Source organism: Novosphingobium percolationis (assembly GCF_020179425.1).
Classification (GTDB): Bacteria; Pseudomonadota; Alphaproteobacteria; order Sphingomonadales; family Sphingomonadaceae; genus Novosphingobium; species Novosphingobium percolationis.
The window spans coordinates 88,411-114,439 of sequence record NZ_JAILYM010000004.1; the positions used below are offsets into that span (position 1 = coordinate 88,411).

34 protein-coding genes and 1 tRNA gene are annotated in these 26,029 nt (G+C 66.1%); 16 read left to right on the plus strand and 19 right to left on the minus strand.

Annotated features, from left to right (window positions below):
• The first annotated feature begins 14 nt into the window (after positions 1-14).
• The 4 genes from K3A84_RS11735 (at position 15) to K3A84_RS20530 (ending at position 3,659) form a co-directional block, all read left to right on the plus strand.
• A complete protein-coding gene (locus tag K3A84_RS11735) occupies positions 15-1,829 on the plus strand; it encodes a flavin-containing monooxygenase (protein ID WP_225009537.1) in 1,815 nt (604 codons plus the stop codon).
• 60 nt (positions 1,830-1,889) lie between these two features.
• Positions 1,890-2,288 carry a nuclear transport factor 2 family protein gene (locus tag K3A84_RS11740; RefSeq protein WP_225009538.1) on the plus strand — a complete coding sequence of 133 codons (399 nt, stop codon included), beginning with the start codon at positions 1,890-1,892 and terminating at the stop codon, positions 2,286-2,288.
• A 782-nt stretch (positions 2,289-3,070) separates the two neighbouring features.
• Positions 3,071-3,337, plus strand: a complete 267-nt coding sequence (locus tag K3A84_RS20635; protein WP_404823159.1) for a DUF6538 domain-containing protein — start codon at positions 3,071-3,073, stop codon at positions 3,335-3,337.
• A 127-nt stretch (positions 3,338-3,464) separates the two neighbouring features.
• Positions 3,465-3,659, plus strand: coding sequence for an FAD-linked oxidase C-terminal domain-containing protein (locus tag K3A84_RS20530; RefSeq protein WP_225009539.1), 195 nt, complete (start codon positions 3,465-3,467; stop codon positions 3,657-3,659).
• Positions 3,660-3,895: 236 nt separating this feature from the next.
• Here the strand turns inward: K3A84_RS20530 and K3A84_RS11750 are convergent, their stop codons facing one another.
• Positions 3,896-4,486: a PIN domain-containing protein gene (locus K3A84_RS11750; protein ID WP_225009540.1), complete on the minus strand. Its 591-nt coding sequence runs from the start codon at positions 4,484-4,486 to the stop codon at positions 3,896-3,898.
• A 2-nt stretch (positions 4,487-4,488) separates the two neighbouring features.
• The gene (locus K3A84_RS11755; RefSeq protein WP_225009541.1) at positions 4,489-4,944 is read right to left on the minus strand and encodes a helix-turn-helix domain-containing protein; all 456 of its coding nucleotides are present in this window, start codon (positions 4,942-4,944) and stop codon (positions 4,489-4,491) included.
• Positions 4,945-5,082: 138 nt separating this feature from the next.
• On the opposite strand from K3A84_RS11755, the gene K3A84_RS11760 reads away from it, so the two are divergent.
• Together K3A84_RS11760 and K3A84_RS11765 are read left to right on the plus strand one after the other, a co-directional pair.
• Positions 5,083-5,433 (plus strand): hypothetical protein, encoded by a 351-nt coding sequence (locus K3A84_RS11760; RefSeq protein WP_225009542.1) that lies wholly within the window; start codon positions 5,083-5,085, stop codon positions 5,431-5,433.
• 188 nt (positions 5,434-5,621) lie between these two features.
• Entirely contained in the window at positions 5,622-5,891 is a 270-nt protein-coding gene (locus K3A84_RS11765) for an alanine-zipper protein (protein ID WP_263626274.1), read from the plus strand.
• Positions 5,892-6,069: 178 nt separating this feature from the next.
• Here the strand turns inward: K3A84_RS11765 and K3A84_RS11770 are convergent, their stop codons facing one another.
• From K3A84_RS11770 to aguB, 5 genes are all read right to left on the minus strand, one after another.
• Entirely contained in the window at positions 6,070-6,507 is a 438-nt protein-coding gene (locus tag K3A84_RS11770; protein ID WP_225009544.1) for a hypothetical protein, read from the minus strand.
• A gap of 12 nt (positions 6,508-6,519) precedes the next feature.
• Positions 6,520-7,122 carry a dCTP deaminase gene (gene dcd / locus K3A84_RS11775; RefSeq protein WP_225009545.1) on the minus strand — a complete coding sequence of 201 codons (603 nt, stop codon included), beginning with the start codon at positions 7,120-7,122 and terminating at the stop codon, positions 6,520-6,522.
• A 181-nt stretch (positions 7,123-7,303) separates the two neighbouring features.
• A tRNA-Lys gene (locus K3A84_RS11780) sits at positions 7,304-7,379 on the minus strand.
• Positions 7,380-7,397: 18 nt separating this feature from the next.
• Positions 7,398-7,913, minus strand: coding sequence for a 2-amino-4-hydroxy-6-hydroxymethyldihydropteridine diphosphokinase (gene folK / locus K3A84_RS11785; protein ID WP_225009546.1), 516 nt, complete (start codon positions 7,911-7,913; stop codon positions 7,398-7,400).
• Between the two features lie 5 nt (positions 7,914-7,918).
• Positions 7,919-8,773, minus strand: coding sequence for an N-carbamoylputrescine amidase (gene aguB / locus K3A84_RS11790; RefSeq protein ID WP_225009547.1), 855 nt, complete (start codon positions 8,771-8,773; stop codon positions 7,919-7,921).
• A gap of 107 nt (positions 8,774-8,880) precedes the next feature.
• On the opposite strand from aguB, the gene msrA reads away from it, so the two are divergent.
• A complete protein-coding gene (gene msrA / locus K3A84_RS11795; RefSeq protein ID WP_225009548.1) occupies positions 8,881-9,408 on the plus strand; it encodes a peptide-methionine (S)-S-oxide reductase MsrA in 528 nt (175 codons plus the stop codon).
• 18 nt (positions 9,409-9,426) lie between these two features.
• On the opposite strand, the gene K3A84_RS11800 is transcribed toward msrA, so the two are convergent.
• Positions 9,427-10,692, minus strand: coding sequence for an RsmB/NOP family class I SAM-dependent RNA methyltransferase (locus K3A84_RS11800; RefSeq protein WP_225009549.1), 1,266 nt, complete (start codon positions 10,690-10,692; stop codon positions 9,427-9,429).
• A gap of 71 nt (positions 10,693-10,763) precedes the next feature.
• On the opposite strand from K3A84_RS11800, the gene K3A84_RS11805 reads away from it, so the two are divergent.
• Entirely contained in the window at positions 10,764-10,940 is a 177-nt protein-coding gene (locus K3A84_RS11805; RefSeq protein WP_225009550.1) for a DUF1674 domain-containing protein, read from the plus strand.
• Between the two features lie 15 nt (positions 10,941-10,955).
• Here the strand turns inward: K3A84_RS11805 and K3A84_RS11810 are convergent, their stop codons facing one another.
• The 4 genes from K3A84_RS11810 to dksA form a co-directional block, all read right to left on the minus strand.
• Positions 10,956-11,387 (minus strand): DUF4112 domain-containing protein, encoded by a 432-nt coding sequence (locus tag K3A84_RS11810; RefSeq protein WP_225009551.1) that lies wholly within the window; start codon positions 11,385-11,387, stop codon positions 10,956-10,958.
• Between the two features lie 5 nt (positions 11,388-11,392).
• Entirely contained in the window at positions 11,393-12,892 is a 1,500-nt protein-coding gene (locus K3A84_RS11815) for an ABC transporter substrate-binding protein (protein ID WP_225009552.1), read from the minus strand.
• 60 nt (positions 12,893-12,952) lie between these two features.
• Positions 12,953-13,264, minus strand: a complete 312-nt coding sequence (locus K3A84_RS11820) for a PilZ domain-containing protein (protein WP_225009553.1) — start codon at positions 13,262-13,264, stop codon at positions 12,953-12,955.
• A 152-nt stretch (positions 13,265-13,416) separates the two neighbouring features.
• A complete protein-coding gene (gene dksA / locus K3A84_RS11825; protein WP_225009554.1) occupies positions 13,417-13,875 on the minus strand; it encodes an RNA polymerase-binding protein DksA in 459 nt (152 codons plus the stop codon).
• Positions 13,876-14,196: 321 nt separating this feature from the next.
• On the opposite strand from dksA, the gene K3A84_RS11830 reads away from it, so the two are divergent.
• Positions 14,197-14,532 (plus strand): SEL1-like repeat protein, encoded by a 336-nt coding sequence (locus K3A84_RS11830; protein ID WP_225009555.1) that lies wholly within the window; start codon positions 14,197-14,199, stop codon positions 14,530-14,532.
• A 3-nt stretch (positions 14,533-14,535) separates the two neighbouring features.
• On the opposite strand, the gene K3A84_RS11835 is transcribed toward K3A84_RS11830, so the two are convergent.
• Positions 14,536-15,444: a cation diffusion facilitator family transporter gene (locus K3A84_RS11835; RefSeq protein ID WP_225009556.1), complete on the minus strand. Its 909-nt coding sequence runs from the start codon at positions 15,442-15,444 to the stop codon at positions 14,536-14,538.
• Between the two features lie 22 nt (positions 15,445-15,466).
• On the minus strand, positions 15,467-16,441 hold the full coding sequence (locus K3A84_RS11840; protein ID WP_225009557.1) for a magnesium and cobalt transport protein CorA: 975 nt from the start codon (positions 16,439-16,441) through the stop codon (positions 15,467-15,469).
• Between the two features lie 103 nt (positions 16,442-16,544).
• On the opposite strand from K3A84_RS11840, the gene K3A84_RS11845 reads away from it, so the two are divergent.
• From K3A84_RS11845 to K3A84_RS11860, 4 genes are all read left to right on the plus strand, one after another.
• Positions 16,545-18,065 carry a flavin-containing monooxygenase gene (locus K3A84_RS11845; RefSeq protein WP_225009558.1) on the plus strand — a complete coding sequence of 507 codons (1,521 nt, stop codon included), beginning with the start codon at positions 16,545-16,547 and terminating at the stop codon, positions 18,063-18,065.
• A 71-nt stretch (positions 18,066-18,136) separates the two neighbouring features.
• Positions 18,137-18,898: a competence/damage-inducible protein A gene (locus tag K3A84_RS11850; RefSeq protein WP_225009559.1), complete on the plus strand. Its 762-nt coding sequence runs from the start codon at positions 18,137-18,139 to the stop codon at positions 18,896-18,898.
• Positions 18,899-18,916: 18 nt separating this feature from the next.
• Positions 18,917-19,492, plus strand: a complete 576-nt coding sequence (locus K3A84_RS11855; protein WP_225009560.1) for a hypothetical protein — start codon at positions 18,917-18,919, stop codon at positions 19,490-19,492.
• Between the two features lie 4 nt (positions 19,493-19,496).
• Entirely contained in the window at positions 19,497-20,282 is a 786-nt protein-coding gene (locus K3A84_RS11860; RefSeq protein WP_225009561.1) for an enoyl-CoA hydratase, read from the plus strand.
• Positions 20,283-20,487: 205 nt separating this feature from the next.
• On the opposite strand, the gene K3A84_RS11865 is transcribed toward K3A84_RS11860, so the two are convergent.
• Complete coding sequence (locus tag K3A84_RS11865; RefSeq protein ID WP_225009562.1) at positions 20,488-20,697, minus strand: hypothetical protein; 210 nt, start codon at positions 20,695-20,697, stop codon at positions 20,488-20,490.
• Positions 20,698-20,920: 223 nt separating this feature from the next.
• Between K3A84_RS11865 and K3A84_RS11870 the strand changes: the two genes are divergently transcribed.
• A complete protein-coding gene (locus K3A84_RS11870; RefSeq protein ID WP_225009563.1) occupies positions 20,921-22,309 on the plus strand; it encodes a hypothetical protein in 1,389 nt (462 codons plus the stop codon).
• A complete protein-coding gene (locus K3A84_RS11875; RefSeq protein WP_225009564.1) occupies positions 22,294-22,677 on the plus strand; it encodes a c-type cytochrome in 384 nt (127 codons plus the stop codon). The genes K3A84_RS11870 and K3A84_RS11875 overlap by 16 nt, the downstream gene beginning before the upstream one ends.
• Before the next feature lie 81 nt (positions 22,678-22,758).
• On the opposite strand, the gene rplA is transcribed toward K3A84_RS11875, so the two are convergent.
• Both rplA and rplK read right to left on the minus strand, forming a co-directional pair.
• Positions 22,759-23,460: a 50S ribosomal protein L1 gene (gene rplA, locus K3A84_RS11880; RefSeq protein ID WP_225009565.1), complete on the minus strand. Its 702-nt coding sequence runs from the start codon at positions 23,458-23,460 to the stop codon at positions 22,759-22,761.
• A 4-nt stretch (positions 23,461-23,464) separates the two neighbouring features.
• Complete coding sequence (gene rplK / locus K3A84_RS11885) at positions 23,465-23,896, minus strand: 50S ribosomal protein L11 (RefSeq protein ID WP_225009566.1); 432 nt, start codon at positions 23,894-23,896, stop codon at positions 23,465-23,467.
• 206 nt (positions 23,897-24,102) lie between these two features.
• Here rplK and K3A84_RS11890 point away from each other — a divergent pair, with 206 nt between their 5' ends.
• Positions 24,103-25,215 (plus strand): glycosyltransferase family 4 protein, encoded by a 1,113-nt coding sequence (locus tag K3A84_RS11890; protein ID WP_225009567.1) that lies wholly within the window; start codon positions 24,103-24,105, stop codon positions 25,213-25,215.
• A 36-nt stretch (positions 25,216-25,251) separates the two neighbouring features.
• Here K3A84_RS11890 and nusG read toward each other — a convergent pair whose 3' ends face one another.
• Both nusG and secE read right to left on the minus strand, forming a co-directional pair.
• Positions 25,252-25,788, minus strand: coding sequence for a transcription termination/antitermination protein NusG (nusG, locus tag K3A84_RS11895; RefSeq protein WP_225009568.1), 537 nt, complete (start codon positions 25,786-25,788; stop codon positions 25,252-25,254).
• A gap of 26 nt (positions 25,789-25,814) precedes the next feature.
• A complete protein-coding gene (gene secE / locus K3A84_RS11900) occupies positions 25,815-26,009 on the minus strand; it encodes a preprotein translocase subunit SecE (protein ID WP_225009569.1) in 195 nt (64 codons plus the stop codon).
• Between the last annotated feature and the right edge of the window lie 20 nt (positions 26,010-26,029).

Below are 26,029 nucleotides of genomic sequence, written 5' to 3' on the forward strand. Positions count from 1 at the left end.
GAGCAACCCGAGCCATGGCTACCGAAGCACCTACCAGAAACGATCTCGCCGCAGCTTACGGCGTAAACCTCGAAGAGCTGCGCGCAAAGTACGCGCTGGAACGCCAGAAGCGCCTCAACCCCCGCAAGAACGAGCAGTTCATCGAGGTGACGGGCGATTTCAGCCACTACATCGATGATCCCTACATCGAGGTTCCGCTGGTGCGCGATGCCATCGCCGAAGAAGTCGATGCCGTTATCATCGGCGGCGGGTTCGGCGGGCTGCTGGCGGCGTCGAAGCTGCGCAAGGCGGGCATCGACAGCTTCCGGATCATCGAGAAGGCGGGCGATTTCGGCGGCACCTGGTACTGGAACCGATACCCCGGCGCCCAGTGCGACATCGAAGCCTATATCTACATGCCGCTGCTGGAAGAGACGGGCTACATCCCCACCGAAAAGTACGCCCATGCTGCCGAACTGTTCGAACACGCCAAGCGCATCGGCAAGACCTTCGATCTCTATCCCTCCACCCTGTTCCAGACGCAGATCACCGAACTGCGCTGGGACGAAGACGCCGATCGCTGGGCGGTAACCACCGATCGCGGCGACAAGATCCGCGCCCGCTACGTGCTCAGCGCCAGTGGCCCCCTCAATCGCCCGAGGCTTCCCGGCATTCCCGGCATTGCCAGCTTTAAGGGCCACACCTTCCACACCAGCCGGTGGGACTACGGCTACACCGGCGGACATAGCCGGGGCGAAATGACCGGCCTCGCGGACAAGCGCGTCGCCGTGATCGGCACGGGCGCGACCGCCATCCAGTGCGTGCCCTACGTCGCCCGGGACGCGAAGCATCTCTACGTCGTGCAGCGCACGCCTTCGACGGTCGATGTTCGCGGGAACAAGCCCACCGACCCGGACTGGGTCAAGTCGCTGAAGCCGGGCTGGCAGCGCGAACGCATGGACAATTTCATCGCAACTCTCAACGGGGTCAATGCCGGCACGGATATGGTGGACGACGGGTGGACCCACCTGTTCCACGACACCATGACGGCGCTACGGCATCCCGACGGATCGGCCATTGCTCCCGACGATCTGGCGCAGGCCATGGAGATTGCCGATTTCCGCAAGGGCAACGACATTCGCGACCGCATCGCCCGGACCGTCACGGACGACAAGACCGCGGCTGGCCTCAAGCCTTGGTACGGCATGTTCTGCAAGCGCCCGACGTTCAATGATGAATATCTGGACGCCTTCAATCGCCCCAATGTCAGCCTCATCGACACCGAGGGGCGCGGGCCGGACCGGATCACGGAAACCGGCATCGTGTTCGGCGGCGTCGAATATCCTGTCGATTGCATCATCTTCGCCACCGGTTTCGAGACCGGCACGGCCTATGCCCGGCGGGCCGCTTTCGAAATCCACGGAGCCGATGGCCAGTCCCTGACCGAGAAGTTCGCGACCGGCACCCGCACGCTCTATGGTCTGGCGACCCATGGTTTCCCGAACTTCTTCATGATGGCGCTGGGGCAAAATGGCTTCAAACCCAACATTACCGACACCTTGGACGAGCAGGCGAGCCACATCGTGCAGGTCATCGTTGCGGCAAAGGCGGCAGGGAAAACCCGTGTCGAAGTCACCGAGCAGGCTGAAACCGCCTGGGTGGCCGAGATCCGTGAACTGGCCCGTGCCGGACGGCCCTATCTGGAGACGTGCACCCCCGGCTATTACACGGGCGAAGGAGACATCGACAAAGGCCTGCTAGTCGATACTTACGCTCCCGGGCCGATCGCATTCACCAAGGTTCTGAATGCCTGGTGCGACAGCGGCAGGCCCGGTCTGGAATTTTCCTGATTGCTGCATGCACCGCCTGCCTGAATTGCGTCTGGCAGGCGGTGCACTTTGAATGGAGCGATGCTGATGCGCATTGGCGATACGACCCCTGCTGGACAGCTCGTCCGGAACTTTGGAAATGCGGCCGAGATGGCCAAGATGTACGCACCCAACGTGGAGTGGAGCCTGCCGCCCTCGCTTCCGTTTTCAGTGCCGATGAAGGGCTACGATGCCGTCACCGCCTTCAACCGTTCTGTCTGGAGCGACGTCTACTTCGAGGACTGCACCGTGGAAATTCTCGACGAGGTGGGTTCCGAGAGCATCAGCGCGGTCCGCTTCATATATCGTGCACGCTTTCGCGCGACGAACCAGCCGTATGAAAATGAATACACATTGTTCGCTCGCCACGATGACAGGGGCATCACGGAAGTCTTCGAATCGCTGGATCTGGCCAGGTTGGCGCAGCAGGCCCCCGGCTGAAAACAAGTGCGGTATGCCCGTCGCTTCCCGGACCTGCCGTCCCAGAACGGCGTTCGTCGCATCGAGTGCAGTTAGGTCAGGCGTCCCGTTTACACAGAGAGGGTTTGCCTCGAACTCCGGGTGAAGGACTGGCAGTTGGGGACGTACGCCTGACCGATCGAACGGCCGCGTCGCGTTGCGGTGCGCTTCGCCGCATGCGGAGACACCCTTCAGCGACGGGTTTTGGCGCAAAAAGACGTTCAAGTGGCTTATGTCGACCGGCGACAATTGGTCGAAAGCTGTCGCCGGGACCGACGCATCCGAACGACCGCTATCCTGTCTTCGCGGACCTGAAGCTGCCTAACCAGATCGTCCGCAATGTCCGGTGCGCGAATGACGAAGCCCGCTCGCATCGCGAGTTGGACGTCGGGCGCATGATTGCATGGCACGTACGCAATGCCGTTCACTGGCGCGTAAAGACGAACAGAATAGTGGAGAAAATGAGGGTAGCGAAGTCCGGCTGGGGGCACATTTGGGGGCATCCCTGAAAATCGACACACAAACTATTACATTATATCAGCTTCTTATGGAGGTTTTGCGGTTCCGTCCCCGGCACCATTGGCTTCCAAATAACTGAAAACATTGAGAAATCGTCGCAAGGACGGTCCTCAAAGCGTGTTTGCTACACAGGTCTGCTACACAATCCGGTCCCGGAATCGGCGAAAAGGATCGTAAAAACAGTCACTTACCTTCAAGGTGACTGTTACACAAACCTGCTACACAAACGGCCTCAAGGGCTATGCATTCGAGCAGGCCAATTCTATTATCGCCGCCGCGTTCCAGCGGATGCTCGAAGCCTAATTGGCCGGGCTGAAATCTGGCGATCACTTCGGACCGATAGCCTCAAGACCGCTCTGCGACGCTTGCCCAGCGCGAGAGCGAAGGTTGAAGTGGAAATTGAGCGCAGCCGTTGGCTGGCTGGGCTGACTGTCGATGAGACGCTCCTGCAACCGTTCTCAAACGATGCGCCCGTTGCGCGATCTGCGGCTCCGCCGCAGCCGTCCAGCTGACCTGCCCCCCGCTGGTCCCGCGGTCATAACGAGAGTCTGCCGGTTTGATATTCGTGCTGCTCCACCGGCACAAGCGCGTCGGGTGTGACGCTTCCATCATGCAGGAACGCCCGACGCGCTTGTGCCGGTGTTCGGTTCCCCAGGGAAGCTGCTCACCGAGTTCGGCAAGATCGGCATCGGCGTCTATCGCACCAACATCGGTTTCATGGACCAGGCGGCCGCCTTGCAGGGCGAGGTCCGCATGGACGTCAACCGCAGGATCAAGCAGGCGCTCGACCCCAACGGGATTATCGCGCCGGGCAAGTCCGGCATCAGGATCTAGGCTCTCGAGCCTGGAGCCCATGCATCACCTCCCCGGTGGCATGGATCGCTACTTGGGGCAGGCGCCGAGCACATCGGTGCCTGCCGCTTTCTTTGTCGGCCCGCGCTCGACGTGCGCCGCGATGCACGCATCATCGTCAAAGTGAAGGTTGACGCGGTTCTCGGTCGCAAACGACTTCTGGGGGCGTCCCCGCCGACTACAGGCCACCGCAGACAAACGCACGACGGAAGCGAGCGTCAGAGGACCGAGAGGTAGGATCGAAGCGTGTCGGCGGTTTCCGTCAGCCCCACCGCTTCGATCTTCAGGAGCAGCGCCTCTGCGTTCAGCGCCGGGTTCTTGAAGCGTTCGCGCATTCGCCTGATCGCTCCGACTGCCCGGCCCGGATCAAGTTCGATGGTGTCTGCGATGAACGCATCGGTCGACTTCGCCTCGATGTTCAGATCTGCCAGGACACCCTGGGGAAAGTCCTTGAGGTTGTCCGTCACGATCGTCGCCGCTTGTGCCTTCAGGGCCGCAGCGACGACGTGATGGTCGTTCGGATCGGGCACGCCGGTGCAGACGGCCTTGAGGGCCTCATAGCCCGTCACAGGGGCTTCCTCGAACGCGCTCTCCATGCGCTCGCGCTGGTTCCTGGCGACGGCCGCCGAGTTGGAGTTCCCCTTGGCCGCGTGAATCTCGTCGACGGCGCGCTCGACCTCGTCCAGCACCTCTGCCGACCACCGGATGCGGAAGAAGCCCTCCTCGGCGAGCGTCAGCAGCATATTGCGCTTGAGCACACCGACCAGTGCGCACGCATCGACGAAGGCTGTGTAGCGGTTGGCGAACAAGGTTACAGCAGCTCCGCGTCGTTCTCGGCGAGGTCGGACAGTGCCTGTCGACGTCTAGAGTCTCGCTCCTGCTTGTATGCGAACAGATCCTCGGCTCGGATGCGCCGGTGCCTGCCCACCAGCACATGCGGGATCGACGCCTTCTCCAGCAACGAGATCAGGTGCGGCCGGGACACGTTCAGGATGTCGGCGGCCTGCTGCGTCGACAGCATCTGATGCACCGGGACCAGTGTCACCGCGTCACCGCGACCGATGTGCCCCAGCAGCTCTATCAGCAGGTGCGAGAGCGCGGGCGTGAGCGTCACGTCGACAGGCTGGCGATCGTCACCGAGCACACGCAGCGTCGCGTCACCGTCGGCGTGGACGGCGATGATCTGACGTAGCTGGTTGGCAGCGGCCTTCTCGCTTGCGGAAGGCAGCCGTGCGCCGATCTCCTCGGCGAAAGCTGGGATGGTCACGGGCGGGCTCCTCTACGGCGTGTGCCTACGCAGTATTCGAAATAAACGCAATAAGTGAAATGTTCGAAAACGGTAGGGGTTCCCAGATCGTGTCACCACCAACGTGTTGTCGGCTCACGCCACTCGGCAGGGTCTCGCGTGATCAGCTCCCAGAACGCGCGCGCGGTCGAAGTAATCGCGCTCGACATCGCCATCCTCCGGTGCGTCAGCCGTGGATCCCCGAGCATGAACTACACGCCGCAGGAGTACGAGCAGCTTGCAGCCAAGGCGGGACAGGATGCCCACCAGCGCCTGAGCGCGCTTGTCGGCAATGCGGCCTTCGGAGGCATGACGCCCGAGGCGCAGCGCAAGGCGATCCAGAAGGCAATCGAGGTGGCTCGAAAGGGGGCGCGAGGTGAAAGCGCCGCCAAGGGTCTGCCGATGCTTCCGCCAACGGTCGCTTCGAAGCACACGCCGCCTCCACCGCCGCCGGGATTCAAGATGGACTGAGGCCCATTGTCTCTATCGTCCCTATTATCCTGCAAGCATGGCATCCACTCGCGATCAAGAATGGGGCTATGCTATAGAACAAAGATCGGCCATTATGGATCAACAGCACTGGGGGGCCTGTGCGATACTCAATCGGATTTGCATTCCTATTACTCTGCGCCTGTTCGGACAGGCCAAGCCGGGAAGAATTGGAGCAGCAGGTTTCCGAACTGGAATCCGAAAATGCTGCGCTCCGATCGCAACTGGATGAGGCGCATTCCGCTGCAGAGGATGCCCAATCCGCAGCGGAGACGGCACACAGCGCAGCCGAGGAGGCGAAATCGCAAGCGCAACGATTCCAGAATGAGAACTGGCGTGATGTCGTCGGAGACGCCCAAAGCGCAGCGGACGATGCTGAACAAGCGGCCAGTAACGCCAAGGATGCGGCGGATAACGCAGAGGCGGCAGCGCAAGAGTAAGAGCAACGCGCCCCATTGACGCAAATGAGAGTAATCGCCTGCACGAGGCGGCGGGCGGGTCTGGAGCACCTGCCCTTGAGGTAGCGAAGGCTGCGGGGATCGTTAACCCCGGGGAGGCAGTGGTAGGTCTTTGGTCGCCACTTGCCCCACCTATTGCTTCGTCGATAGACGAAGAAATTTATCGATTATGGTCAAACTGCTTAAGGTACCAGTTACCGATGAATTGAATGATTGCGATGCCCGCGATAGCCAAGGCAATAATTTTTATGGAACTGGCATTGTTATTTGGGTCTAGGAAGACACCGATGGCCCCACCAAGAAGGCCAAGTAAAACTGCGGAGATGTTTATTGCGATCTCGATGATGCCGGAGACACGACTCCTACGGCTGATATCATCGCGGAGCCTGTCTATAACTGCGGCCGCCAAAACATCGACTGCGAGCGCCCGCTCATAATTCCCCAAAACCTTCTCGGCGCTATCGCTGGTTACGGACCTAAATTTCGCTCTCTCGGCTTCGGATGGGAGTTGGAACTGTCCCAGTTCTTCGCCTGCTCGCAATGCAAGCGCGTCGCCAATCAAGTCCCTTAGCGAGCTGCGTTCGGATTCTAATGTCATTCAGCGTCAGGACTATTCACGCAGACTGGACGGAACCGAAGCTGCGAGAACCTTTGCTACCGCAGCACGAATGTCCGCATCAGACGCGATCATTGATGCGGCCCCCTTCTCATCAGCGTACTTTGCGGAGGGTCGCGCCGCGTACCCATGAGAGGGAGCCGGATTTAAAGTTGCGCAGATCAATTGGGCAACGCGGATATCTGGCAAGATTGTAATCTCAACCGGACTGGCGTTGGTTATCGTCAAGGGCATTCGCCCCCGGTATCCAGGATTCATGTAAACCGGTGGGATAATGATGCCCAAGCGCGTGATGCTGCTCCGAGGGAACACAAAGCCGAGGCAATCGCTAGGGATCGCAATCGTCTCTTTGAGGGTTATGAAAACCGTTTCCCCTGGCTTGACTTTCCGCCTGCTGAACTGCCGCTGAGTCACTTGGCTCTCGCCCAGATCCTGGCCTAGAACGTACTCCGTTAGGTCGTACACAGTCTCCTGATCGCTCAGGCGCAGGTCAATGGATGCTGGCTGCAATGATGACTCATCAAAGGGTGTGACGATGCTTTCGCCCATCTTCCGTCGGGCTTCGTACTGGCCATCGATGAGGAAAGCCGCGCTCATACCCCAAAGCTCCCTGTGATCACGCATGCTTGAATCATAGTTTGGCGACTTTGGGAATCCGAAATCAACACGGGCGTTCCGAAGCCAATGAACCAGCCGTGCTTACCGGGTGCTTACCCGAAACAAATAAGCCAGGCCCACGCGGCAGTACTATAGCGGTCAAAATCCTTGCAAATCCGTATGGTGAGCCCTGCTGGGTTCGAACCAGCGACCTACTGATTAAAAGTCAGTTGCTCTACCGACTGAGCTAAGGGCCCGCCCTTCGGGTCGCGCTGTCATGGCGCGCGGCGTGGTGCGGCCCTAGGGGGGCTCGCGCGGCGGGTCAAGCGGGCGGCGAGGTGTTTCAGCGCGAGGCCTGTCGCCGGATCGCGCCAGCCGGGCGCGATGCGCGCGGCCGGGCACACCACGAAGGCACGCGTGCGAAAAGCGGGGTGCGGCACGCTCAGCGCCTTGTCCTGCCAGTGCCCGCCGCTCCACAACACGAGGTCGAGATCGAGCGTCCGCGCGCCCCAGCGCTGGCCGCGCCGCACCCGGCCGAAATCGTGTTCGATGCCTTGCAGCAGCGCCAGCAGCGCGCGCGGGGGCAGCGCGCTGTCCACCACGGCCGCGCCATTGGCATAGCGGCGGCGCGATGGCCCCAGCGGCGCGCTGGCGATCACCGGCGCCACCGCCAGCACCGCCAGCCCGGCCGCTTCCAGCGCCAGCGCCGCCGCGCGCAGCACGCTGGGCGGCCCGCCGTGGCGCGGGTGGCGCACGTTCGAGCCGAGCGCGATCAGGTAGCGCTGGCGCACCGGCGTCAGATATCCTCGGCCAGGCGCCCGTAGAGCTGCGGCCGACGGTCGCGGAAGAAACCCATCCCTGCGCGGTGCTTCGCCGCTTCGGCAAGGTCGATGGCCGCCACCAGCACGCCGGTCTCCTCCGCGCCATATTCGGCGAGGAAATCGCCCCACTGGTTGGCGATGAAGCTGTGACCGTAGAAGCGCTGCTCGTCGGCTTCGGTGCCGATGCGGTTGGCCGCGATCACCGGCATGCAGTTCGATGCCGCATGGCCCAGCATCGCGCGCCGCCAGATGCGGCTGGTGTCGAAGCTGGCGTCATAGGGTTCGGATCCGATCGCGGTGGGATAGAACAGCAGCTCGGCCCCCATCAGCGCCATCGCGCGCGCGCATTCGGGATACCACTGGTCCCAGCACACGCCCACGCCGATGCGCGCGCCGAACACGTCCCACACCTTGAATCCGGTGTTGCCGGGGCGGAAATAGAACTTCTCTTCATAGCCCGGACCGTCGGGGATGTGGCTCTTCCGATAAGCGCCCATGATCTCGCCATCGGGGCCGACCATCGCCAGCGTGTTGTAGTAATGGTGCCCGTCGCGCTCGAAGAAGCTGGTGGGAATGGCGATGCCCAGCGCCTTGGCCAGCTTGCGCATTTCGCGCACCGAGGGGTCTTCTTGCAACGGCCGGGCGAGCGCGAACAGCGCCTCGTCCTCGCGGTTGCAGAAGTACGGCCCTGCGAACAGCTCGGGCGGCTGCACCACTTGCGCGCCCCTGGCGGCGGCCTGTTCCACCAGCGCGGCGACGGCGGCGATGTTGACCTGCTCGTCGGCATGGTTGAGCGCGAGTTGGAGGGCGGCGACGGTGATCGTGGTCATGCCCTGCACTTATGGCCATCGCGCGTTCAATTCAACGCTGGGACGGTGACAGCGGCGCGCGTGCTTCCTATCTTCGCGCAGGACACGATACGAAAGGACTTCTCCCCATGGCGCAGGCCATTTTCGCAGGCGGCTGCTTCTGGTGCACCGAGGCGGTGTTCCGCGACGTGATCGGCGTGGAAGCCGTCGAAAGCGGCTACATCGGCGGCAGCAAGGCCGATCCGACCTACAAGGAAGTCTGTTCCGGGCTGACCGGCCATGCCGAGGCGATCCGCGTGACCTACGATCCGCAGTCTCTGCGCTATGCCGACCTGCTCGACATCTTCTTCGTCACGCACGATCCGACGCAGCTCAACCGGCAGGGCAACGACGTGGGCACTCAGTATCGCTCGGCGATCTTCCCGCTCGACGACGACCAGCGCGCCGAGGCCGAAGCCGGGATCGCCCGCGCGCAGGCCGAGCGCGACCAGCCGGTCGTCACCACCATCGAAGGCCCCGCCACCTGGTATCCGGCGGAGGACTACCACCAGGAATACTGGCAGGGCGAAGGCCAGCGCAATTCCTACTGCCTCGCCGTGATCCCGCCCAAGCTGATGAAGCTGCGCAAGAGCTTCGCCAACCGGGTGAAGGCCTGATCCTTCAACCGGCGCGCTTTACCCAGCGCCCTTTACCCACCGGGCCGCGAAGAAGCCGTCGATCCCGCCCGCCCCGGCCAACATGCCGGGGTCGGAGCGGAACCACCCTTCCGCCGTCGGGGCGATGCCTTCGGGCAGTTCGTCGACGCGGATCGGATCGGGGCGCAGCGCGCGCACCCAGTCGGCCTGGCGCTCGCCCTCGGCGGGCTCCATCGCGCAGACCGCATAGACCAGCGTGCCGCCGGGCTTGAGCGCGCCGGCCGCACGTTCCAGCAGATTGCGCTGCAATTCCGCCAGTTCGCCAAAGGGCGGCTGGCGCAGCAACACATCGGGATGGCGACGGCAGGTGCCCGTGGCCGAGCACGGCGCATCGAGCAGCACCGCGTCGTATATCTCCTCGGGCCGCCACTGCATCGCATCGGCGGCGATCACTTCGGCCTCCAGCCCCACGCGCGTGAGATTGGCGGTCAGCCGCTCCAGCCGCCGCGCCGACTTGTCGAGCGCGGTGACCTTCCAGCCCGCCGCGGCCAGTTGCATGGTCTTGCCCCCCGGCGCGGCGCACAAATCAAGCACGCGGCGTCCTTCGCCCGCGCCCAGCAGCCGCGCGGGCACACTCGCGGCAAGGTCCTGCACCCACCACGCGCCTTCGCCGAACCCCGCCAGCGCCTCGACCGCGCCCGCGCGGGCCAGCCGCACGTGCCCGGGCATCAGCGACGAACCGCCCAGCCGCTCGGCCCATTCGGCGGTACGGCTCGCGTCCTTCAGCGTCAGGTCGAGCGGCGGCGGCACGGCCAGCCCCGCCGCGATGGCGTCCACCCGCCCCGGCCAGGCCGCGTCCCAGCGCGCCCGCACCGCGTCGGGCAGCGTCGGCGCGTCGGGCAGGCGCTGCCCGCTCTTGAGCAGGGCCGAGAACACGCCGTGCGCCAGCCGGCGCGGCCCGCCCATCAGCAGCGGCAGGCCCGTGGCAATCACCGCGTGCGGCGGCAATTCCAGCCGCAGCGCCTGCGCCAGCATGATCCGCAGCACGCTGCGCGCCTTGGCGTCGTCAGGCAGCACCTGCCGGGTTGCGCCATCGATCAGCGCGTCGAGATCGGCGAGCCAGCGCAAGGCCTCCTGCGCGATGGCGGTGGCGAGCGCGCGGTCGTCGCCGCGCTCGATCGCGCGCAGGATCGGCGGCGCGGCCTGGTCGAGCGGTTCGCCCCGGCGCAGCACGGCATCGAGCATCCGCAACGCCGCGCGCCGCGCGGGCACGCCGGGGGTTTCATCCTGAGAATGTGCGTTCATCGTCCGCCTATCGGCGCACAGGACACAAATGGCAATTGCATCGCGCGCAGGGACGCCCCATCTCGCGATCCATGGACAAGCCTATTCCCCGCGCCACGCAGCGCCCGGCGGCCTTCACCCGCCCCGCGCACTGGACCAACGCTCCGGCCCCCGCTCCGCAACCGATGCAGCGCGGCGAAGATCCCGATGGTCTCGATCCCACCCGCTTCGGCGATTGGGAGAAGAACGGGATCGCGATCGACTTCTGACGGCCTATGGGGGGATCAGCCCTCGATCACCCCGCTCGCCGGGTGGTGCCGGTCGAGATGCTTGCGGATGATCTTCAGGTTGCGGCTGTTCGAACGGAACAGCAGGTCGAAGGCATCGCCCACCACCGGCACCGCGCCGATCGCGGCATCGAAGGCGACGTTCGCGCTCATCCGCCACAGCTTCCACTTCGGCAGGCCCAGGTTGCGCGCCTCCCACACCAGCCACGCGCCCATCGCGGCGGTCAGCATGTCGCCCAGCACCGGCACGAGGCCCGCCACCGCGTCTAGCCCGACCTTGCGACCCAGCCCCGGAATGGTGAAGGCGCGTTCCAGCACCTGCTCCATCGCCTCGATACGGGCGCGGACAGCGGCAGGATCACGCCCCAGCCCGGGCATCGCGGGGGCCATGCGGCGCGGGCGGACGGTCGATGTCGAAAAAGCGTTCATGCTCCCTACTTGGGAAGCATGGCCAGCGGCGGCAAGGGATGCCAGCCCCACGGATTGAGCGCGAAGCCCGTCACGCCGCTGCGCACCAGCGACCAGCGCAAGGGCCGCGCGATGGGGATGAAGCCGTTGGCGGCGGTGATCTCCCCTTCGGCCTGCCCCAGCAACGCCGCGCGCTGGCGCGGGTCCACCGCCTGGCGCGCCTGCGCCAGCAGGTCGTCGCCCACGGGGCTGCACACCGCCTTCTGCACCGCGCAGGTCAGCTGGTTGAGGAACCAGGTCGCCCGGCCATAGCGCGCCACGCTGTCCACCAGCCGCAGCTCGGCGCGGGTGCCTTCGGGCACGCGGTTCAGGCCGACGCCGATAGCGGCGAAGTCTGCCGTCAGGTGCGCCAGCACCAGTTGCGAACCCGGGCCATCGGGCATGGCGATGCGCAGCACCGGCGGCGCGTTGCCCGCCGCCTTCCAGCGCGCGACGCGTTCGACGGCGCTGCTGCGCCGCGCCGGCAGGTCCAGCGCCGCCCAGCGTTCGCGCACCGCGCCGGTATCGTCTTCCACGTCGGCCGAAACGACCCGCGTGGTCGGCTCCCACCCGCCCACGTTGAACGCTGCCAGCAGCGCCGGACGATCGATCGCCAGCGCCAGCGCCTCGCGGTTGAGCGCCTGGGAGAGGAAGCCGTCTCCGCGCTCGATCATCAGCCCGAACAGCCCGATCACCGGGTCGATCTGCACATTCCCGCGCGTCAGCCCGCCCACGCCCGCCAGCGGCAGCGAATCGATGCGCCCGCCCAGCACCGCGTCGACAAAACCATCGTTGAAGCGCTCGACCGCGCGCGCTGCGCTCACCACTTCGAGGTGGATCGGACGGCTGCGCGCGGCAAAGCCTTCCTGCGGGGGCAGCCCGCGCTTGTCCGGCGGGATCAGCGCCAGCACCGCCGCGCGTGCACCGCCCACCCCGTTCGCTTCACCCTCGCGCTTCAGGCCCATCGGCCCGGCGCCGCGCTTGTCGTGGATCAGCCCCAGTTCCGGCTGCGCCAGCAGCGTCAGCAGGTCGGGCATCGGCGCGTCGAGATCGACCTCGATCACCCGGTCGGCCATCACCCGCACATCGTCGATCGGCGACAGGTCCAGCCCCAGCGCCGTGCCCGAAAGCGCCGCCAGCGTCTTGCGCAGGGCCGCCGCCGCGCTTTCGGCGCTGACCGGCGATCCATCGGGCCAGGTCCCGTCGCGCAAGCGGAAGATGTAGCTTTGCCCGTCGTCGGTCACGATCCAGCGATCGGCCAGCGCGGGCACCACGCGGCCTTCGGCATCGAAGCCCACCAGCCCCTCGATCGTCGCCGCGCGCAGCACTTGCGCGGCCGGGGAAAGCCGCGCGCCCGATGTGCGGAAGGCATCGTCTTCGCCCACCAGCGCCACCGGCAGCGGACCATGCTTGGCGCGCCCGCAGCTCGCCCCCAGCAGGACCAGCGGCAACAGAAATGCCAGAGCGGTGCGTGAACGACGGACCATCGCCTGCCGTGCTAGCAGACCCAGGCGCGAAGGTCAGCGCAGAAGCGCCGGGAAAATCGCTTAGAGGCCCCCCGCATCCGACGCTTGCACCAGCGCGGGATCGATCGGCTGCGCAAAGGCGATGCCGAAGCGGTTGTCCTGTATCCAGGCGACCGTGCCGGCCACCCAGCCGATATGGCGCAGCGCGATTTCAAGCCCCGTGCCGGGGCCGACCTTGACGTTGCCTTCGGCCATGACGCCGCCCGCCGAAAGGTTGCGGATGCGCACGCGGTGTTCGCCGTCCGCGCGCAGGCCGTTCGGGTCGACAAGGCGCAGGTCCGCCATCAGGAACAGGTTGTCCCGCCCGCGCTGGCGATGTTCGATCTCGTCCATGGCCTGCTTTTCGCGTGCCGATACCGCCGGGATGCAAACGAACATGCCTAACGCGCAATTAACCCGCCCTACGTCCCGAACCGGGACAGAAACGGGCGCGCGCTGGGGCGGCAGCGACCGGGCGGACCATAGCGCCGCCCGGTCGCTATGGATCACATGTCGCGCGAAATCTTCTCGCGGCGCTCGTGCGCTTCCTGCGCTTCGACCGTCATCGTCGCGATCGGGCGGGCGATCAGGCGGCCGAGGCCGATCGGCTCGCCGGTCACTTCGCAAAAGCCGTATTCGCCTTCGTCGATGCGGCGCATGGCCGAATCGATCTTGGCGATCAGCTTGCGCTGGCGATCGCGGGTGCGCAGCTCGATGCCCCAGTCGGTCTCGCTCGATGCGCGATCGTTGAGGTCGGGCTCGCGCAGCGGGCCATCCTGCAGCGCCGAAAGCGTGGTTTCCGAAGCCGAAAGGATCGACCTCTTCCATTCCAGCAGCAGCCGCCGGAAATAATCCTGCTGCTGCTCGGACATGTACTCTTCGTTGTCACTGGGAACATAGTCGCCCGGCATGGCCCGGCGGGCCTTTGCCAGAACGTCGATTTCATCACTCAAAACCCCAGCCATCCGGCCCTCCGCATGACCCGACCGTACTGGTGCGGGCTGGAAAACGTCGACCCCACAGGCCCTTCAGCGCCGCATTGCGACGCGGCGCAAAGCTCTTGGTTTGGCGCGCCTATAGGGTCCGCTCCGTAACGCCACAAGTCCTTACTCACAGTGTCGAAAGTTGGATGAAGGAGAGCCGAACGAACATGGCGAATGGTCCGTAGCTGTCCCCTCCGCTCGACTTCTGCGGCTATCATTAACGCTTTGTTGACCAAACTTAGCGAGGTTTTCCCTAGGGCAGCGCCATTGGGGGACGTTGCCGGACAGGACTTGGACCAGATCATGACGCCCATCGGCCTCGCCAGCATCACACCCGCCTCTACCGCCGCCATCCCGGCCGCCACCGATTCGCTCGTCGCCGTTTGCCTCGCTGCTGCGCAGATGGGCGATGCCAGCGCCTACTTCGACCTCGGCGTCGCCTTTTCCACCGGCAGCCACGACGTCGATTGCGACTTCGTCGAGGCGCACAAGTGGTTCAACCTCGCCGCCGTCGCGGGCCATGACGAAGCCGCGCAATGCCGCGCCGACGTGGCCGAGGACATGACCGCGCGCGAGATCGCCGAAGCCCAGCGCCGCGCCCGCGAATGGCTGCGCGCCGGAATGCGCCGCGCGGCCTGACCGTTACGCCACCGAGCTGTCGCGCGGGCGGACATAGACCCGCGCCACGATCGGAAAGCTCGCCGCCACCTCGCGCTCGATTGCCAGCACGATCCGTTCGACATCGCGCGCGGTGATCGCGTCCTCGAAATCGGCGCTGATGATCACCGTCACCATCGTCGGCGCGCTGTGCAGAGTCAGCACCTCGTGCACCCGCACCACGCCCGCGTGCGCCGCCGCCTTCGCGCGAATCGCCTCGACCATCACCGGGTCCGCGCTTTCGCCGATCAACAGGCCCTTGGCCTCGTGCAGCAGCACCACCGCCAGAACGCCCAGCACCAGCCCGATCAGCACCGAAGCCAGCCCGTCCCAGAACGGATGGCCGGTGACGAGGCTCAGCGTCAGCCCCAGCGCAGCGACGATCAGGCCCACCAGCGCGCCCGAATTTTCGAGCAGCAGCACCAGCGTCGGTGCATCCTTGGTGTGGCGGATCTCCTGCCAGATCGTTCCGCGCCGCGTCTTGTTGAAGTCGGCCAGTGCCGCGATCGTCGACCAGCCCTCCAGCGCGAAGGCCACCGCCAGCACGGCATAGGCGAGCAGCGGGTTGGTCGCCGGCTCGGGATCGAGGATGTGCAGCACGCCCTCGTAGACCGAGACCCCCGCGCCCAGCGCGAACACCAGGATCGCGACGATGAACGACCAGAAGTACAGCTCGCGCCCATAGCCGAACGGATGCGTCGCATCGGCCGGCTGGACCGACCGCTTGCGGCCATAGAGCAGCAGCACCTGGTTGCTCGAATCGACAAGGGAGTGGACGCCTTCGGTCAGCATCGCCGACGAGCCCGTCACCGCCGCCGCCCCGAACTTGGCAATCGCGATGCCCACGTTCGCGCCCAGCGCGATCAGGATCGTCCGCGTCGAACCGCCCGCCATGAATGTTCCCCAATGTTGCCGGTCAAAGCCAGCCGATCCTGCGGAAGCGCCAGAACAGCCCCCCGCAGATCGACAGGATGACCGCCCAGACCAGATAATAGCCGTAGTGCCACCTCAGCTCCGGGATGTACTCGAAATTCATGCCATAGATCCCGGCAATCGCGGTCGGCACCGCCAGGATCGCCGCCCAGGCCGCCAGCTGGCGCGTCATCTCGCCCTGCCGGTGCTGTTCGAGCAGGCTCGCGGTCTCGACAATCGCGGCCAGCGTTTCCTTCAGGCCGCGCATCCGAGCCATCACCCGGCGCACGTGGTCGAGCACGTCGCGGAACCAGATCCTTGCCGAAGGGTCGACCATCGGCAGGTCGGCCTGCGCCAGCCGCTCGACCATTTCCTCCATCGGCCCAATCACCCGCTCGAACCGCCGCAACTGCCGGCGCAGGCGGAAGATGCGGCGGATCACCGCCTGTTCGGGAAACGCGTCGATGGCCGATTCCTCCATGGCCTGCGCCACGTCCTCCAGCCGGTCCATGATCGGCATGTAGCCATCGACGATGAAATCGAGCACCGCGTGCAGCACATAGTCCGCGCCCTCGGCCAGCCGCTCGGCATCGCTTTCCAGCCCGCGCCGCAGGTCGCGGTGCGCGCGGGTCGATCCGAACCGCACCGAGATCACGAAGTCCGCGCCCAGGAAGAACGCCGTCTGGCCATAGGCGATGGTCTCGCCATCCTCGGCCAGCGCGGCGGTGCGCGCCACCACGAACAGCTGTCGGCCATAGATGTCGACCTTGGGCAGCTGGCGCGGGTTGAGCGCATCCTCCACCGCCAGCGGGTGCAGCCCGTACTGCCGCCGCACCAGCTCCATCTCGGCGGCGTCAGGCTCGCACAGCCCCACCCAGTCGAAACTGCCCGGCGCCTCGCACGGGCGATGCACGCCGTCGATCTCCAGCGCGATGTCGTGGGCCTTCCCGGCGGTGTAGCGGTGCGCGGCAACAATCATGCGTGCCCTGTCTGTCGCGGTCGTTGCCAAAACGCAATCGCCGCTGGCAATTGCCGGCAAAGCGGCTAACATCGCTGTCAATAACAAAACGGGAGAACAGGCAATGGGCGTCGAGATCAGGCTCGAAGGCGAACAACCGGACATCGACGTCGCGATCGTCGGCGCGGGCATTTCCGGCATCGGCATGGCCGCGCACATGCAGATGCTCTGCCCAGATCGCCGCTACGCCATCCTCGAACGCCGTGCCGCCATCGGCGGCACCTGGGACCTGTTCCGCTATCCGGGCGTGCGCTCGGACAGCGACATGCACACGCTGGGCTTTTCGTTCGAACCCTGGCGGCACGAAAAGTCGATCGCCGACGGCCCCTCGATTCTCGAATACCTCAACCGCATCGCCGACGAACGCCATATCCGCCCCAACATCCGCTTCGGCACGCGCGTCGTGTCCGCCGACTGGGACAGCGCCGCGGGGTTCTGGCGGATCGTGGCGGAGGACGACAACCATCGCCGCACCAGCCTCACCGCGCGCATGCTCTACCTCGGATCGGGCTACTACGACTACGACCAGCCCTACGAGGCCGAGATTCCCGGCAAGGCAGACTTCGCCGGGCAGATCGTCCACCCGCAGTTCTGGCCGAAGCACCTCGACTATGCGGGCAAGCGCGTCGTGGTGATCGGCTCGGGCGCCACCGCCGTCACCGTCGTTCCCGCGATGGCCGACAAGGCCGCGCATGTCACCATGCTCCAGCGCACGCCGACCTGGTACGCCTCGCGCCCCGCGCGCGATGCCTTCGCCAACACGCTGCGCAAGTTCCTACCCGAACGGCTCGCCTATGCGATCACCCGGTTCAAGAACGTCCGTCTGCAGAACTTCTTCTACAACCGCGCGCGCACCCAGCCGGAAAAGGTGAAGGCGTTCCTCACCGAACGGCTCAAGGCCATGCTGGGCGACAAGTACGACGCCCGCGCCTTCACCCCGCCCTACAATCCGTGGGAACAGCGGCTCTGCCTCGTACCCGATGCCGACATGTTCGAAGCGATCAAGGCCGGCAAGGCCGATGTCGTCACCGACCGCATCGCCCGGATCGACGCCACCGGCATCCAGCTCGAATCGGGCCGCCATCTCGATGCCGACGTGATCGTCACCGCCACCGGCCTCAAACTCGCCATCGCCGGGAAAATCGCGCTGTCGAAGGATGGCGTGCCGATCGATCTGGCCGATCACTACTACTACAAGGCGGTGATGTTCTCGAACCTGCCCAACCTTGCGGCGGTGTTCGGCTATCTCAACGCCTCGTGGACACTGCGCGCCGATCTCAACGCCGAATATGTGTGCCGCCTGCTCAACCGCATGAAGGAGACCGGGCACGAAGTGGCAACCCCGGTGCTGTCCGATGCGGGGGCGCTCACCTTCGACGACGTGTTCGACTTCTCCTCGGGCTATCTCCAGCGCGGCAAGCACCTCCAGCCGCGCAGCGCCACCGACATGCGCTGGCGGCTCAGCCAGGACTACGTGCGTGACCGCAAGTTCATGAAGACCGATCCGATCGAGGACGGCGTGCTGCAACTGGCCCATCCGGACGAAGCCATGGTCACGGTTCCCACGCGCGAGGCAGCCGAATAGCGCGACGTGCCCTCGCGCCTCCCTTCACACGCACTTGCCAGAGGCGGGCTTTGCGGTAACGGTAATTGCCGATGACCGACAAGACCCGCATCTGGACCGCCGCGCTGATCGTGATCGGGGATGAAATCCTCTCCGGCCGCACGCAGGACAAGAACATCGCGCAGATCGCCACCTGGCTCGGCGTGCAGGGTATCCGCCTGCGCGAAGTGCGCGTCGTGGCCGACGACATGGACGCCATCGCCGAAGCGGTGAACATCTTGCGCGCCCGCAACGATTACCTGTTCACCACGGGTGGCATCGGCCCCACGCACGACGACATCACCGTCGATGCCATCGCGGCCGCCGTGGGCGTGCCCGTGATCGTCCACCCCGAAGCCCGTGCCGTGCTGGAACGCTATTACGAAACGCGCGGCGGGCTGACCGATGCGCGCCTGCGCATGGCGCGCGTGCCCGAAGGCAGCGACCTCATCGTCAACCGCATGTCGGGCGCGCCGGGGATCAAGTGCGGCAACATCTTCATCATGGCGGGTGTCCCCTCGATCACCGCGGGCATGCTCGATGGCCTGACCGGCACGCTCGAAGGCGGGCTGCCGCTGCTTTCCACCACGGTCGGCTGCTGGGTCGCCGAAAGCGAGATCGCCGATCTTCTGGCCCGGACCGAGCGCGCCTATGAAGGCGTACAGATCGGCAGCTACCCGTTCTTCCGCGAAGGTCGCACCGGCGCCAACTTCGTGATCCGCTCGACCGATCAGGCCCAGCTGGACGCCTGCGCCGGGGCGCTGTCCGATGCGCTGGCGGGGATCGGGCGCGAGCCGTTCGCCGGGGGCATCTGAGCCGCCGGGCGCGTGGCCTTGCGCGAATCCCTCGCCCTGCCCGCAGCCGCCCTGCCCGCCGCCCTTGTTGCGGCGGCCAGCCTGGCTGGCTGCGCGCCGGCACAGCTCCACCGCTTCCAGCAGGCCTTGCGTGCACGTGACAGTGCCACCGCCGCCCTCACCGACTGGTGCCGCGTCGAAGGCATCGCGCCTGCAGGCGAAATCCGCGCGCTGGTCGATCGCGGCGCGTTCGAAGCGCCCGACGCGCAGACCCGCGCGGCGCTCGGCCTTGCCCCCGGCCAGCCTTTCGGCTTCCGCCACGTGCGCCTGGCCTGCAACGGCGTGGTCCTGTCCGAAGCCAAGAACTGGTACATCCCCGCCGCGCTGACGCCCGAGATGAACCGCACGCTTGAAACCAGCGATGCACCGTTCGGCAAGGTCGTCGCTCCGCTCGGCTTCCACCGCGAACGCCTGTCCGAACACGCGGGCGGCTGGCCGGGCTGCCCCAAGGACACCGTGCTTTCGCATCGCGGCCTCTTGCGCCGGGCCGACGGGACCGCCATCAGCCTCGTTATAGAGTGTTATACAAAAGCCAATTTCAGAAAAAAGGGATGAGGGAATGAGCGAACTGGTCACCATCGAAAAGCGCGACGCCATCGCGATCGTCACGCTCAACCGGCCCGAAGCGATGAACGCGCTGTCGCGGGCCCTGCGCGATGCGCTGGCCAAGGCGATGGACCAGGTCGCCGCTGACGACGACGTTTCGGTCGTGATCCTAACCGGCGCGGGCGAGCGCGCCTTCTGCGCCGGGCTCGATCTCAAGGAACTGTCGACCGGCAACGGCCTGTCCGCCGTCGCCCCCACGGGCGACGAGCCCGCCGACCCGGTCCATGCCATCGAATTCTGCCCCAAGCCCGTGATCGGCGCGATCAACGGCGTCGCCATCACCGGCGGTTTCGAAGTCGCCATCGCCTGCGACGTGCTGATCGCCAGCGACAAGGCGCGCTTTGCCGATACCCACGCGCGCGTGGGCATCCTGCCCGGCTGGGGCCTGTCGCAGAAGCTGCCGCGCCTGATCGGCCTCGCCCGCTACAAGGAAATGGCCTTCACCGGCAACTTCATCGATGCAGCGAAGGCGCTCGAATGGGGCCTCGTCAACCGCGTGGTGCCCGCCGCCGACCTCATCGACACCGCACTGGCGCTCGCCGCCGAAATGGCCACCATCCCGGCCCGGACGCTGTCGGCCTACAAGGCCCAGATCGACCAGGGCAACGCGCTCGCCTATGGCGAAGGCCGCACCCACGAAAAGAGCGCCAGCCGCGCGTTCTCCGCTGCGCTCACCCCCGAAGAGATCGCGGGCCGCGTCGCGGGCGTGCAGGCGCGCGGGCGCACGCAGGCAGGCTGAAGGAGCCCGCCACCCGCGCATTTGCGCTGTCCTACAAGGTGAAAGGCCGTCATGCTCTCGCGGGCCGACGGCCCGCCGCCCTGCGCGCCTGCGCGCGCCTTGCACGAAACCCTGCTCCACGCCGTTGTTTCGTCAACAAGCTTGGGGGAAGCGCCTGAAAAGGCGTGATTCGCCAGAAATCCGGTCGGCGCGTTTGTTGATGCCTTCAACCAGCCGATTTCGCCCGCCGCCGCTTGCGCTTAGCATGGGGCGGCGGCGCGGGCGCCACCGTCCAGTCGGTGCCCGCCGCCGCATAGGCCTCCAGCTCGCGCCAGTGCCGGTCCCAGCCCGGCCCGCGCCGCTCGGGCGGCACTTCGGCCTCGACCATCACCCGCGCACGGGTCACCGGATTGTCGAACGCGGGATGATCGGACACGGGGATCGGCACTCCTGACGGCCCGTGTCGATGCCCTGCGGCGCGCGGCGCGGCAAGGCTGCTGTCCACGACATTCGCGCCCGCGCAAAGGGTTTCAACAACGCGGCCGCGCGCCGGTTATTCCGATGAAGACTTGTTCACGCGCGCGCCACCACCCAGTCACTTGGCCCCATACAGGGTCCTCCCAAGGACCGGATCGTCTCGATCCGGGGGGGATTCCAGCATGACCGAATCGAGCTTTTCGAACCCGGCGGCACGCCGCCGCAGCCTGCGATGGTACGCCCTGCGCGCCACCCTGCCCGCCGCTATCGGCGTCGTCGCCGTCCTCGCCGCCCGCCCGGCCATGGCCGTGCCCAGCTTCGCCGACCAGACCGGCCAGCCTTGCCAGGCTTGCCACGTCGGCGGCTTCGGCCCGCAGCTCACCCCCTTTGGGCGCGAGTTCAAGCTGAACGGCTACACCATGCGCGCCAAGGCCTTCAACGTGCCGCTCGCGGCGATGGCGCTCGCTTCCTACACCCACACGCGCAAGGATCAGGTCCCCGCGCCCGACAAGCTGAACGCCAACGACAACCTCGCCTTCGACCAGGGCAGCCTGTTTGTCGCGGGCGGCGTGGGCCAGCACTTCGGCGGCTTCGCGCAGATGACTTACGATGGCGTTGCGCGGCACTGGTCGTGGGACAACCTCGACCTGCGCGCCGTCACCAATGGTCGCGTGCTGGGCAGCGACGCCGTGTTCGGCGTCACACTCAACAACGCGCCGATGGTGCAGGACGTGTGGAACACGACCACCGCCTGGGGCTTTCCCTATACCGACACGACTGTCTCGGGCACACCGGGCGCGGCGCCGCTGATCGACGGCGCGCTGGCGCAGAACACGCTGGGCGTGTCGGCCTACAGCTGGATCGGGCACAAGCTCTACATCGAAGCAGGCGCCTACGGCTCGCCCTCGGCGGGCACGCTGCGCTGGCTCGGTGCCGACCCGACCGATCCGGGCAAGCTGCGCGGCCTCGCGCCCTATGGCCGCGTGGCCTACCAGCAGGATCTCGCCGGCGGCACGCTGGAACTCGGCGCGTTCGCGCTCAAGGCCGCGATCGATCCGGGCCGCGATGCCTCGACCGGCAAGGGCGATCGCTATTCCGATCTCGGGCTCGACGCCTCGTTCCTCAAGTCCATCGGCAGCGGCGGCGACACGCTGACCGCGCAGATGCGCTACATCCACGAATCCAGCAACCTTGCCGCCAGTTGCCTGCTGGCCGCGCTCGGCCCCGATTGCGCGCACAACACGCTGAGCCAGTTGCGCGGCGATCTTGCCTACAACTGGCGCGGCAAGCTGGGCGCTACGCTCGGCGCGTTCTCGACCACCGGATCGCACAGCGCCTTCCTCTACAGCGGCCCGCTGGCACGCCCCGACAGCAGCGGGGTGATGGCACAGCTCGACTACACGCCGTGGGGTGGCGGCAATTCGCCGTTCGGCCCGCTCGTCAACATGCGGCTGGGCGTGCAGTACACTGCCTATGGCCGCTTCGACGGCGCCAGCCACAATTACGATGGTGCAGGCGCCAACGCTTCCGACAACAACGCATTGCGGGTGTTCACATGGCTGGCTTTCTGATTCGCGGCACGTTCGCCGCCCTCGCCCTTTCAGCGCTCGGCACGACCGGCGCGCACGCCGCCGATGCGGGCGCGGGACGCACCTATTTCAAGAGCCACTGCGCCGTCTGCCACGGCGATACCGCCAATTCCCCGCCGGGCATCGGCCCGCGCCTGTTCGGCGTGGTCGGGCGCAAGGCGGGGACGTTCCCCGGCTTCCACTATTCGTCGGCCATGGCCGCGGCGGGCTTCGCCTGGACGCCCGAGCAGCTGCGCCTCTACGTCGCCAGCCCGCAGGGCGTGGTCAAGGGCAACAAGATGCCCTTCCCCGGAATTGCGGGCGAAGGCGACCGCGCCAACGTGGTCGCCTATCTCCAGACGCTGCGCTGACGCACATTCGCAGCGGGCAAGGAAAAAGGCCGGGAAGATCGCTCTTCCCGGCCTTTTTGTGTCTGCCGTCAGGTCAGGCGATCAGGCGCCCTGAACCTCGGCGAGATCGATCTTGATGCCGGGGCCCATCGACGAGGACAGACCGACCTTGCGGACGTACTTGCCCTTGGCGCCGGCCGGCTTCGCCTTGACGATCGCGTCGACGAAGGCGTCGAAGTTGGCGCGCAGCGCTTCGTTCGAGAACGAGAGCTTGCCGATGCCACCATGGATGATGCCGGCCTTTTCGACGCGGAATTCGATCTGGCCGCTCTTGGCAGCCTTGACCGCATCGGCGACGTTCGGGGTCACGGTGCCCAGCTTCGGGTTCGGCATCAGGCCCTTGGGACCCAGCACCTTGCCGAGACGGCCGACGACGCCCATCATGTCCGGCGTGGCGATCACGCGGCCATAGTCGAGGTTGCCGTTCTGCATGTCTTCGAGCAGGTCTTCCGCACCGACGCGGTCGGCACCGGCGGCAAGCGCGGCTTCAGCCTTGTCGCCACGGGCGAACACGGCGACCTTGACGTCCTTGCCGGTACCCGACGGCAGCGTGACCATGCCACGAACCATCTGGTCGGCGTGGCGCGGATCGACGCCGAGGTTCAGCGCGACTTCGAGCGTCTGGTCGAACTTGGCGGTGCCAAGGTCCTTGAGGAGCTGGATCGCTTCGTCAACGCCGTGGAGCTTCTGGTTGTCGCCCAGCTTTTCGACCAGCGACTTCTGCTTCTTGGTCTGGTTTGCCATGGTCTCAGCCCTCCACAACCTGGAGACCCATCGAACGGGCCGAGCCCTCGATGATCTTGGTCGCCTGATCGATATCGTTCGCGTTCAGGTCCTTCATCTTCATCTGGGCGATCTCGGCAAGCTGCGAGCGCTTGATGGTGCCGGCCGATTCCTTGCCGGGGTTCTTCGAACCCGACTTGAGACCGACGGCCTTCTTGATGAAGAACGTGGCGGGCGGGGTCTTGGTCACGAACGTGAACGAGCGGTCCGCATAGACCGTGATCACGGTCGGCAGCGGCGTGCCCTTTTCCACTTCCTGCGTTGCAGCGTTGAACTGCTTGCAGAATTCCATGATGTTGACGCCGCGCTGACCCAGCGCCGGACCGATCGGCGGGGCGGGCTTGGCTTCGCCTGCAGAAACCTGCAGCTTGATATAGCCTTCAATCTTCTTGGCCACGGGTGGCCTCCTTTCTTCCTGTCGCCCGCAAAGGGGCTCAGAGTGAGCGGTCAGGCGAGAACCCGCCGGGCCCTCTTCCGCACGGAATCGCCAGCTCCGCCACAAGGACGGCACTCGCGAAGGCCGCGCGCATACCGGCATCCCGCCCGAAACGCAAGGGCCGCGCCGCTTGCGCACGCGTGAGAACCTGATACCGGCCAGCGCCCATGCGCATTGCCCTGATCGCCACGCACCACGCCGACTATGCGGCGAACCTCGCCGCCGCGCTGGCGGAACATCACGACGTGCTGCTGGTGCTCAGCCGCCGCAACTGCGCCCGGCAGATCCGCCCCGAATCGCTGGACTGGCTGCGCCAGCACCTGACCTTGCGCATCGTGCCGCACCACCTCGCCCCGCTTCAGCCGCTGATCGCGCTGCTCTGCGCCCGCCACATCGCCCGCTTCCGCCCCGACGTGGTCCATGCGCAGGAGCACCCGACGCGCTCGATGGCCCAGCTTGCCCGGCTGCTACGCGGTCGGCTGCCGTTCGTGACCACCGTCCACGATCCGCTGCCCCACAGCGGCGACGACGACCGCGCCGCCCGCACTTTCGCCCGCGCCTATGCCGCCCTGCGCGCCGCAAGCGACCGCGTGATCGTCCATGGGCAGAGCCTGGCCGAAGACCTCGCCCGGACCGGCGTACCGCACGAACGGATCGCGGTCGTGCCTCACGGCGTGCTACATTTCGGCCGCCACGGCGGCGAAGTTCCGCAAGGCGCGCCCGATCGCCACCGCCTGATCTTCTTCGGGCGCATGGAGGCCTACAAGGGCCTTGCCGAGTTGCTCGACGCCAACGACCTCTGGCTGGCGCAAGGCGTGCCGGTGGACCTGCTGGTGGCGGGCGCCGGGCCGGAAGTGAACCGCCTCGCCCCCCGCCTTGCCGCCGCGCCCAACATCACCCTGATGCGCGGGCGGATCGCGCAGGACGAACTGGAACGGCTGGTGGCGGGCTCTGCCGCCGCGGTGCTGCCCTATCGCGATGCGACGCAGAGCGGAGTGATCGCCAGCACATATGGCGCGGGCCGCCCGGTCATCGCCACGCGCGTCGGCGCACTGGCCGAAGCGGTTCAGGATGGCGGGCTGATGGTGCCGGCGGGCGACATCGCCGCGCTGGCCGAAGCGGGCGCGCGGCTCGTCACCGAACCGGGCCTGCTCGAAACGCTGGAAGCTGCGGTGCAGCGCCGCCGCGACGGCGACCTGTCGTGGGCGGATATCGCCCGGCGCACCGCCGCGCTCTATGCTGCGGCGCGCCATGCCGTGACTGGCGCAGGCCGGGACTGATCCCGCCCGCGCCACGCCAGACAGCTTTCGCGGCGCTTACTTGACGAGTTCGACTTCCTCGAAGCTCAGCTCGACCGGGGTCGCACGGCCGAAGATGGACACCGCCACCTTCACGCGCTGCTTCTCGAAGTCCAGCTCCTCGACGGTGCCGTTGAACGAGGCGAACGGCCCCGCGTTGACCTTGACCGAATCGCCGATCTCGTAATCGACCGCGACGTGCTTGCGCGGTTCAGCCGCGGCCTGCTCGCGCGCACCGAAGTAACGGGCGGCTTCCTTTTCGGAGATCGGCTGCGGCTTGTTGTTGTTGCCGAGGAAGCCGGTCACCTTGGGCGTGTTCTTGACGAGGTGGTAGATGTCGTCGTTCAGCGTCAGCTTGGCCAGAACGTAGCCGGGCATGAACTTGCGCTCGACCGCGACCTTCTTGCCGCGCTTGACCTCGGTGACGGTCTCGGTCGGCACTTCGACCGCTTCGACCAGCTGCGACAGGCCCATGCGTTCGGCCTCGGAAATGATCGCCTCGCGAACCTTGTTCTCAAAGCCGGAATAGGCGTGGATGATGTACCAGCGGGCCATGGGTCTTCCTTGGATGGTCTTTTGGGTCAGGCGAGCGAGAGCAGCCACTGCACGGCAAACCCGAACAGGGTATCGATCCCGAGGAAGAACACCGAAAGAATCAGCATCATCACGCCCACGAAGATCGCGGTGGTGGTGGTCTCCTGCCGGGTCGGCCAGACGACCTTGCGCGCTTCGGCGCGGACCTGGTTGATGAACTCGCCGGGGCTGGTCTTGGCCATCGCTTGTTCGCTCTTCGCTT

Coding starts and splice junctions, on each gene's coding strand:
- K3A84_RS11860 (WP_225009561.1), top strand. CDS start 19,497: ATGAGCGAACTGGTCACCATCGAAAAGCGCGACGCCATCGCGATCGTC.
- K3A84_RS11810 (WP_225009551.1), bottom strand. CDS start 11,387: ATGAACGCTTTTTCGACATCGACCGTCCGCCCGCGCCGCATGGCCCCC.
- K3A84_RS11805 (WP_225009550.1), top strand. CDS start 10,764: ATGGACAAGCCTATTCCCCGCGCCACGCAGCGCCCGGCGGCCTTCACC.
- K3A84_RS11830 (WP_225009555.1), top strand. CDS start 14,197: ATGACGCCCATCGGCCTCGCCAGCATCACACCCGCCTCTACCGCCGCC.
- nusG (WP_225009568.1), bottom strand. CDS start 25,788: ATGGCCCGCTGGTACATCATCCACGCCTATTCCGGCTTTGAGAACAAG.
- secE (WP_225009569.1), bottom strand. CDS start 26,009: ATGGCCAAGACCAGCCCCGGCGAGTTCATCAACCAGGTCCGCGCCGAA.
- K3A84_RS11735 (WP_225009537.1), top strand. CDS start 15: ATGGCTACCGAAGCACCTACCAGAAACGATCTCGCCGCAGCTTACGGC.
- aguB (WP_225009547.1), bottom strand. CDS start 8,773: ATGACCACGATCACCGTCGCCGCCCTCCAACTCGCGCTCAACCATGCC.
- K3A84_RS11820 (WP_225009553.1), bottom strand. CDS start 13,264: ATGGACGAGATCGAACATCGCCAGCGCGGGCGGGACAACCTGTTCCTG.
- K3A84_RS11845 (WP_225009558.1), top strand. CDS start 16,545: ATGGGCGTCGAGATCAGGCTCGAAGGCGAACAACCGGACATCGACGTC.
- K3A84_RS11870 (WP_225009563.1), top strand. CDS start 20,921: ATGACCGAATCGAGCTTTTCGAACCCGGCGGCACGCCGCCGCAGCCTG.
- K3A84_RS11740 (WP_225009538.1), top strand. CDS start 1,890: ATGCTGATGCGCATTGGCGATACGACCCCTGCTGGACAGCTCGTCCGG.
- K3A84_RS11875 (WP_225009564.1), top strand. CDS start 22,294: ATGGCTGGCTTTCTGATTCGCGGCACGTTCGCCGCCCTCGCCCTTTCA.
- msrA (WP_225009548.1), top strand. CDS start 8,881: ATGGCGCAGGCCATTTTCGCAGGCGGCTGCTTCTGGTGCACCGAGGCG.
- K3A84_RS11800 (WP_225009549.1), bottom strand. CDS start 10,692: ATGAACGCACATTCTCAGGATGAAACCCCCGGCGTGCCCGCGCGGCGC.
- K3A84_RS11835 (WP_225009556.1), bottom strand. CDS start 15,444: ATGGCGGGCGGTTCGACGCGGACGATCCTGATCGCGCTGGGCGCGAAC.
- K3A84_RS11890 (WP_225009567.1), top strand. CDS start 24,103: ATGCGCATTGCCCTGATCGCCACGCACCACGCCGACTATGCGGCGAAC.
- dksA (WP_225009554.1), bottom strand. CDS start 13,875: ATGGCTGGGGTTTTGAGTGATGAAATCGACGTTCTGGCAAAGGCCCGC.
- dcd (WP_225009545.1), bottom strand. CDS start 7,122: ATGAGCGCGGCTTTCCTCATCGATGGCCAGTACGAAGCCCGACGGAAG.
- K3A84_RS11770 (WP_225009544.1), bottom strand. CDS start 6,507: ATGACATTAGAATCCGAACGCAGCTCGCTAAGGGACTTGATTGGCGAC.
- K3A84_RS11850 (WP_225009559.1), top strand. CDS start 18,137: ATGACCGACAAGACCCGCATCTGGACCGCCGCGCTGATCGTGATCGGG.
- rplA (WP_225009565.1), bottom strand. CDS start 23,460: ATGGCAAACCAGACCAAGAAGCAGAAGTCGCTGGTCGAAAAGCTGGGC.
- K3A84_RS11815 (WP_225009552.1), bottom strand. CDS start 12,892: ATGGTCCGTCGTTCACGCACCGCTCTGGCATTTCTGTTGCCGCTGGTC.
- K3A84_RS11840 (WP_225009557.1), bottom strand. CDS start 16,441: ATGATTGTTGCCGCGCACCGCTACACCGCCGGGAAGGCCCACGACATC.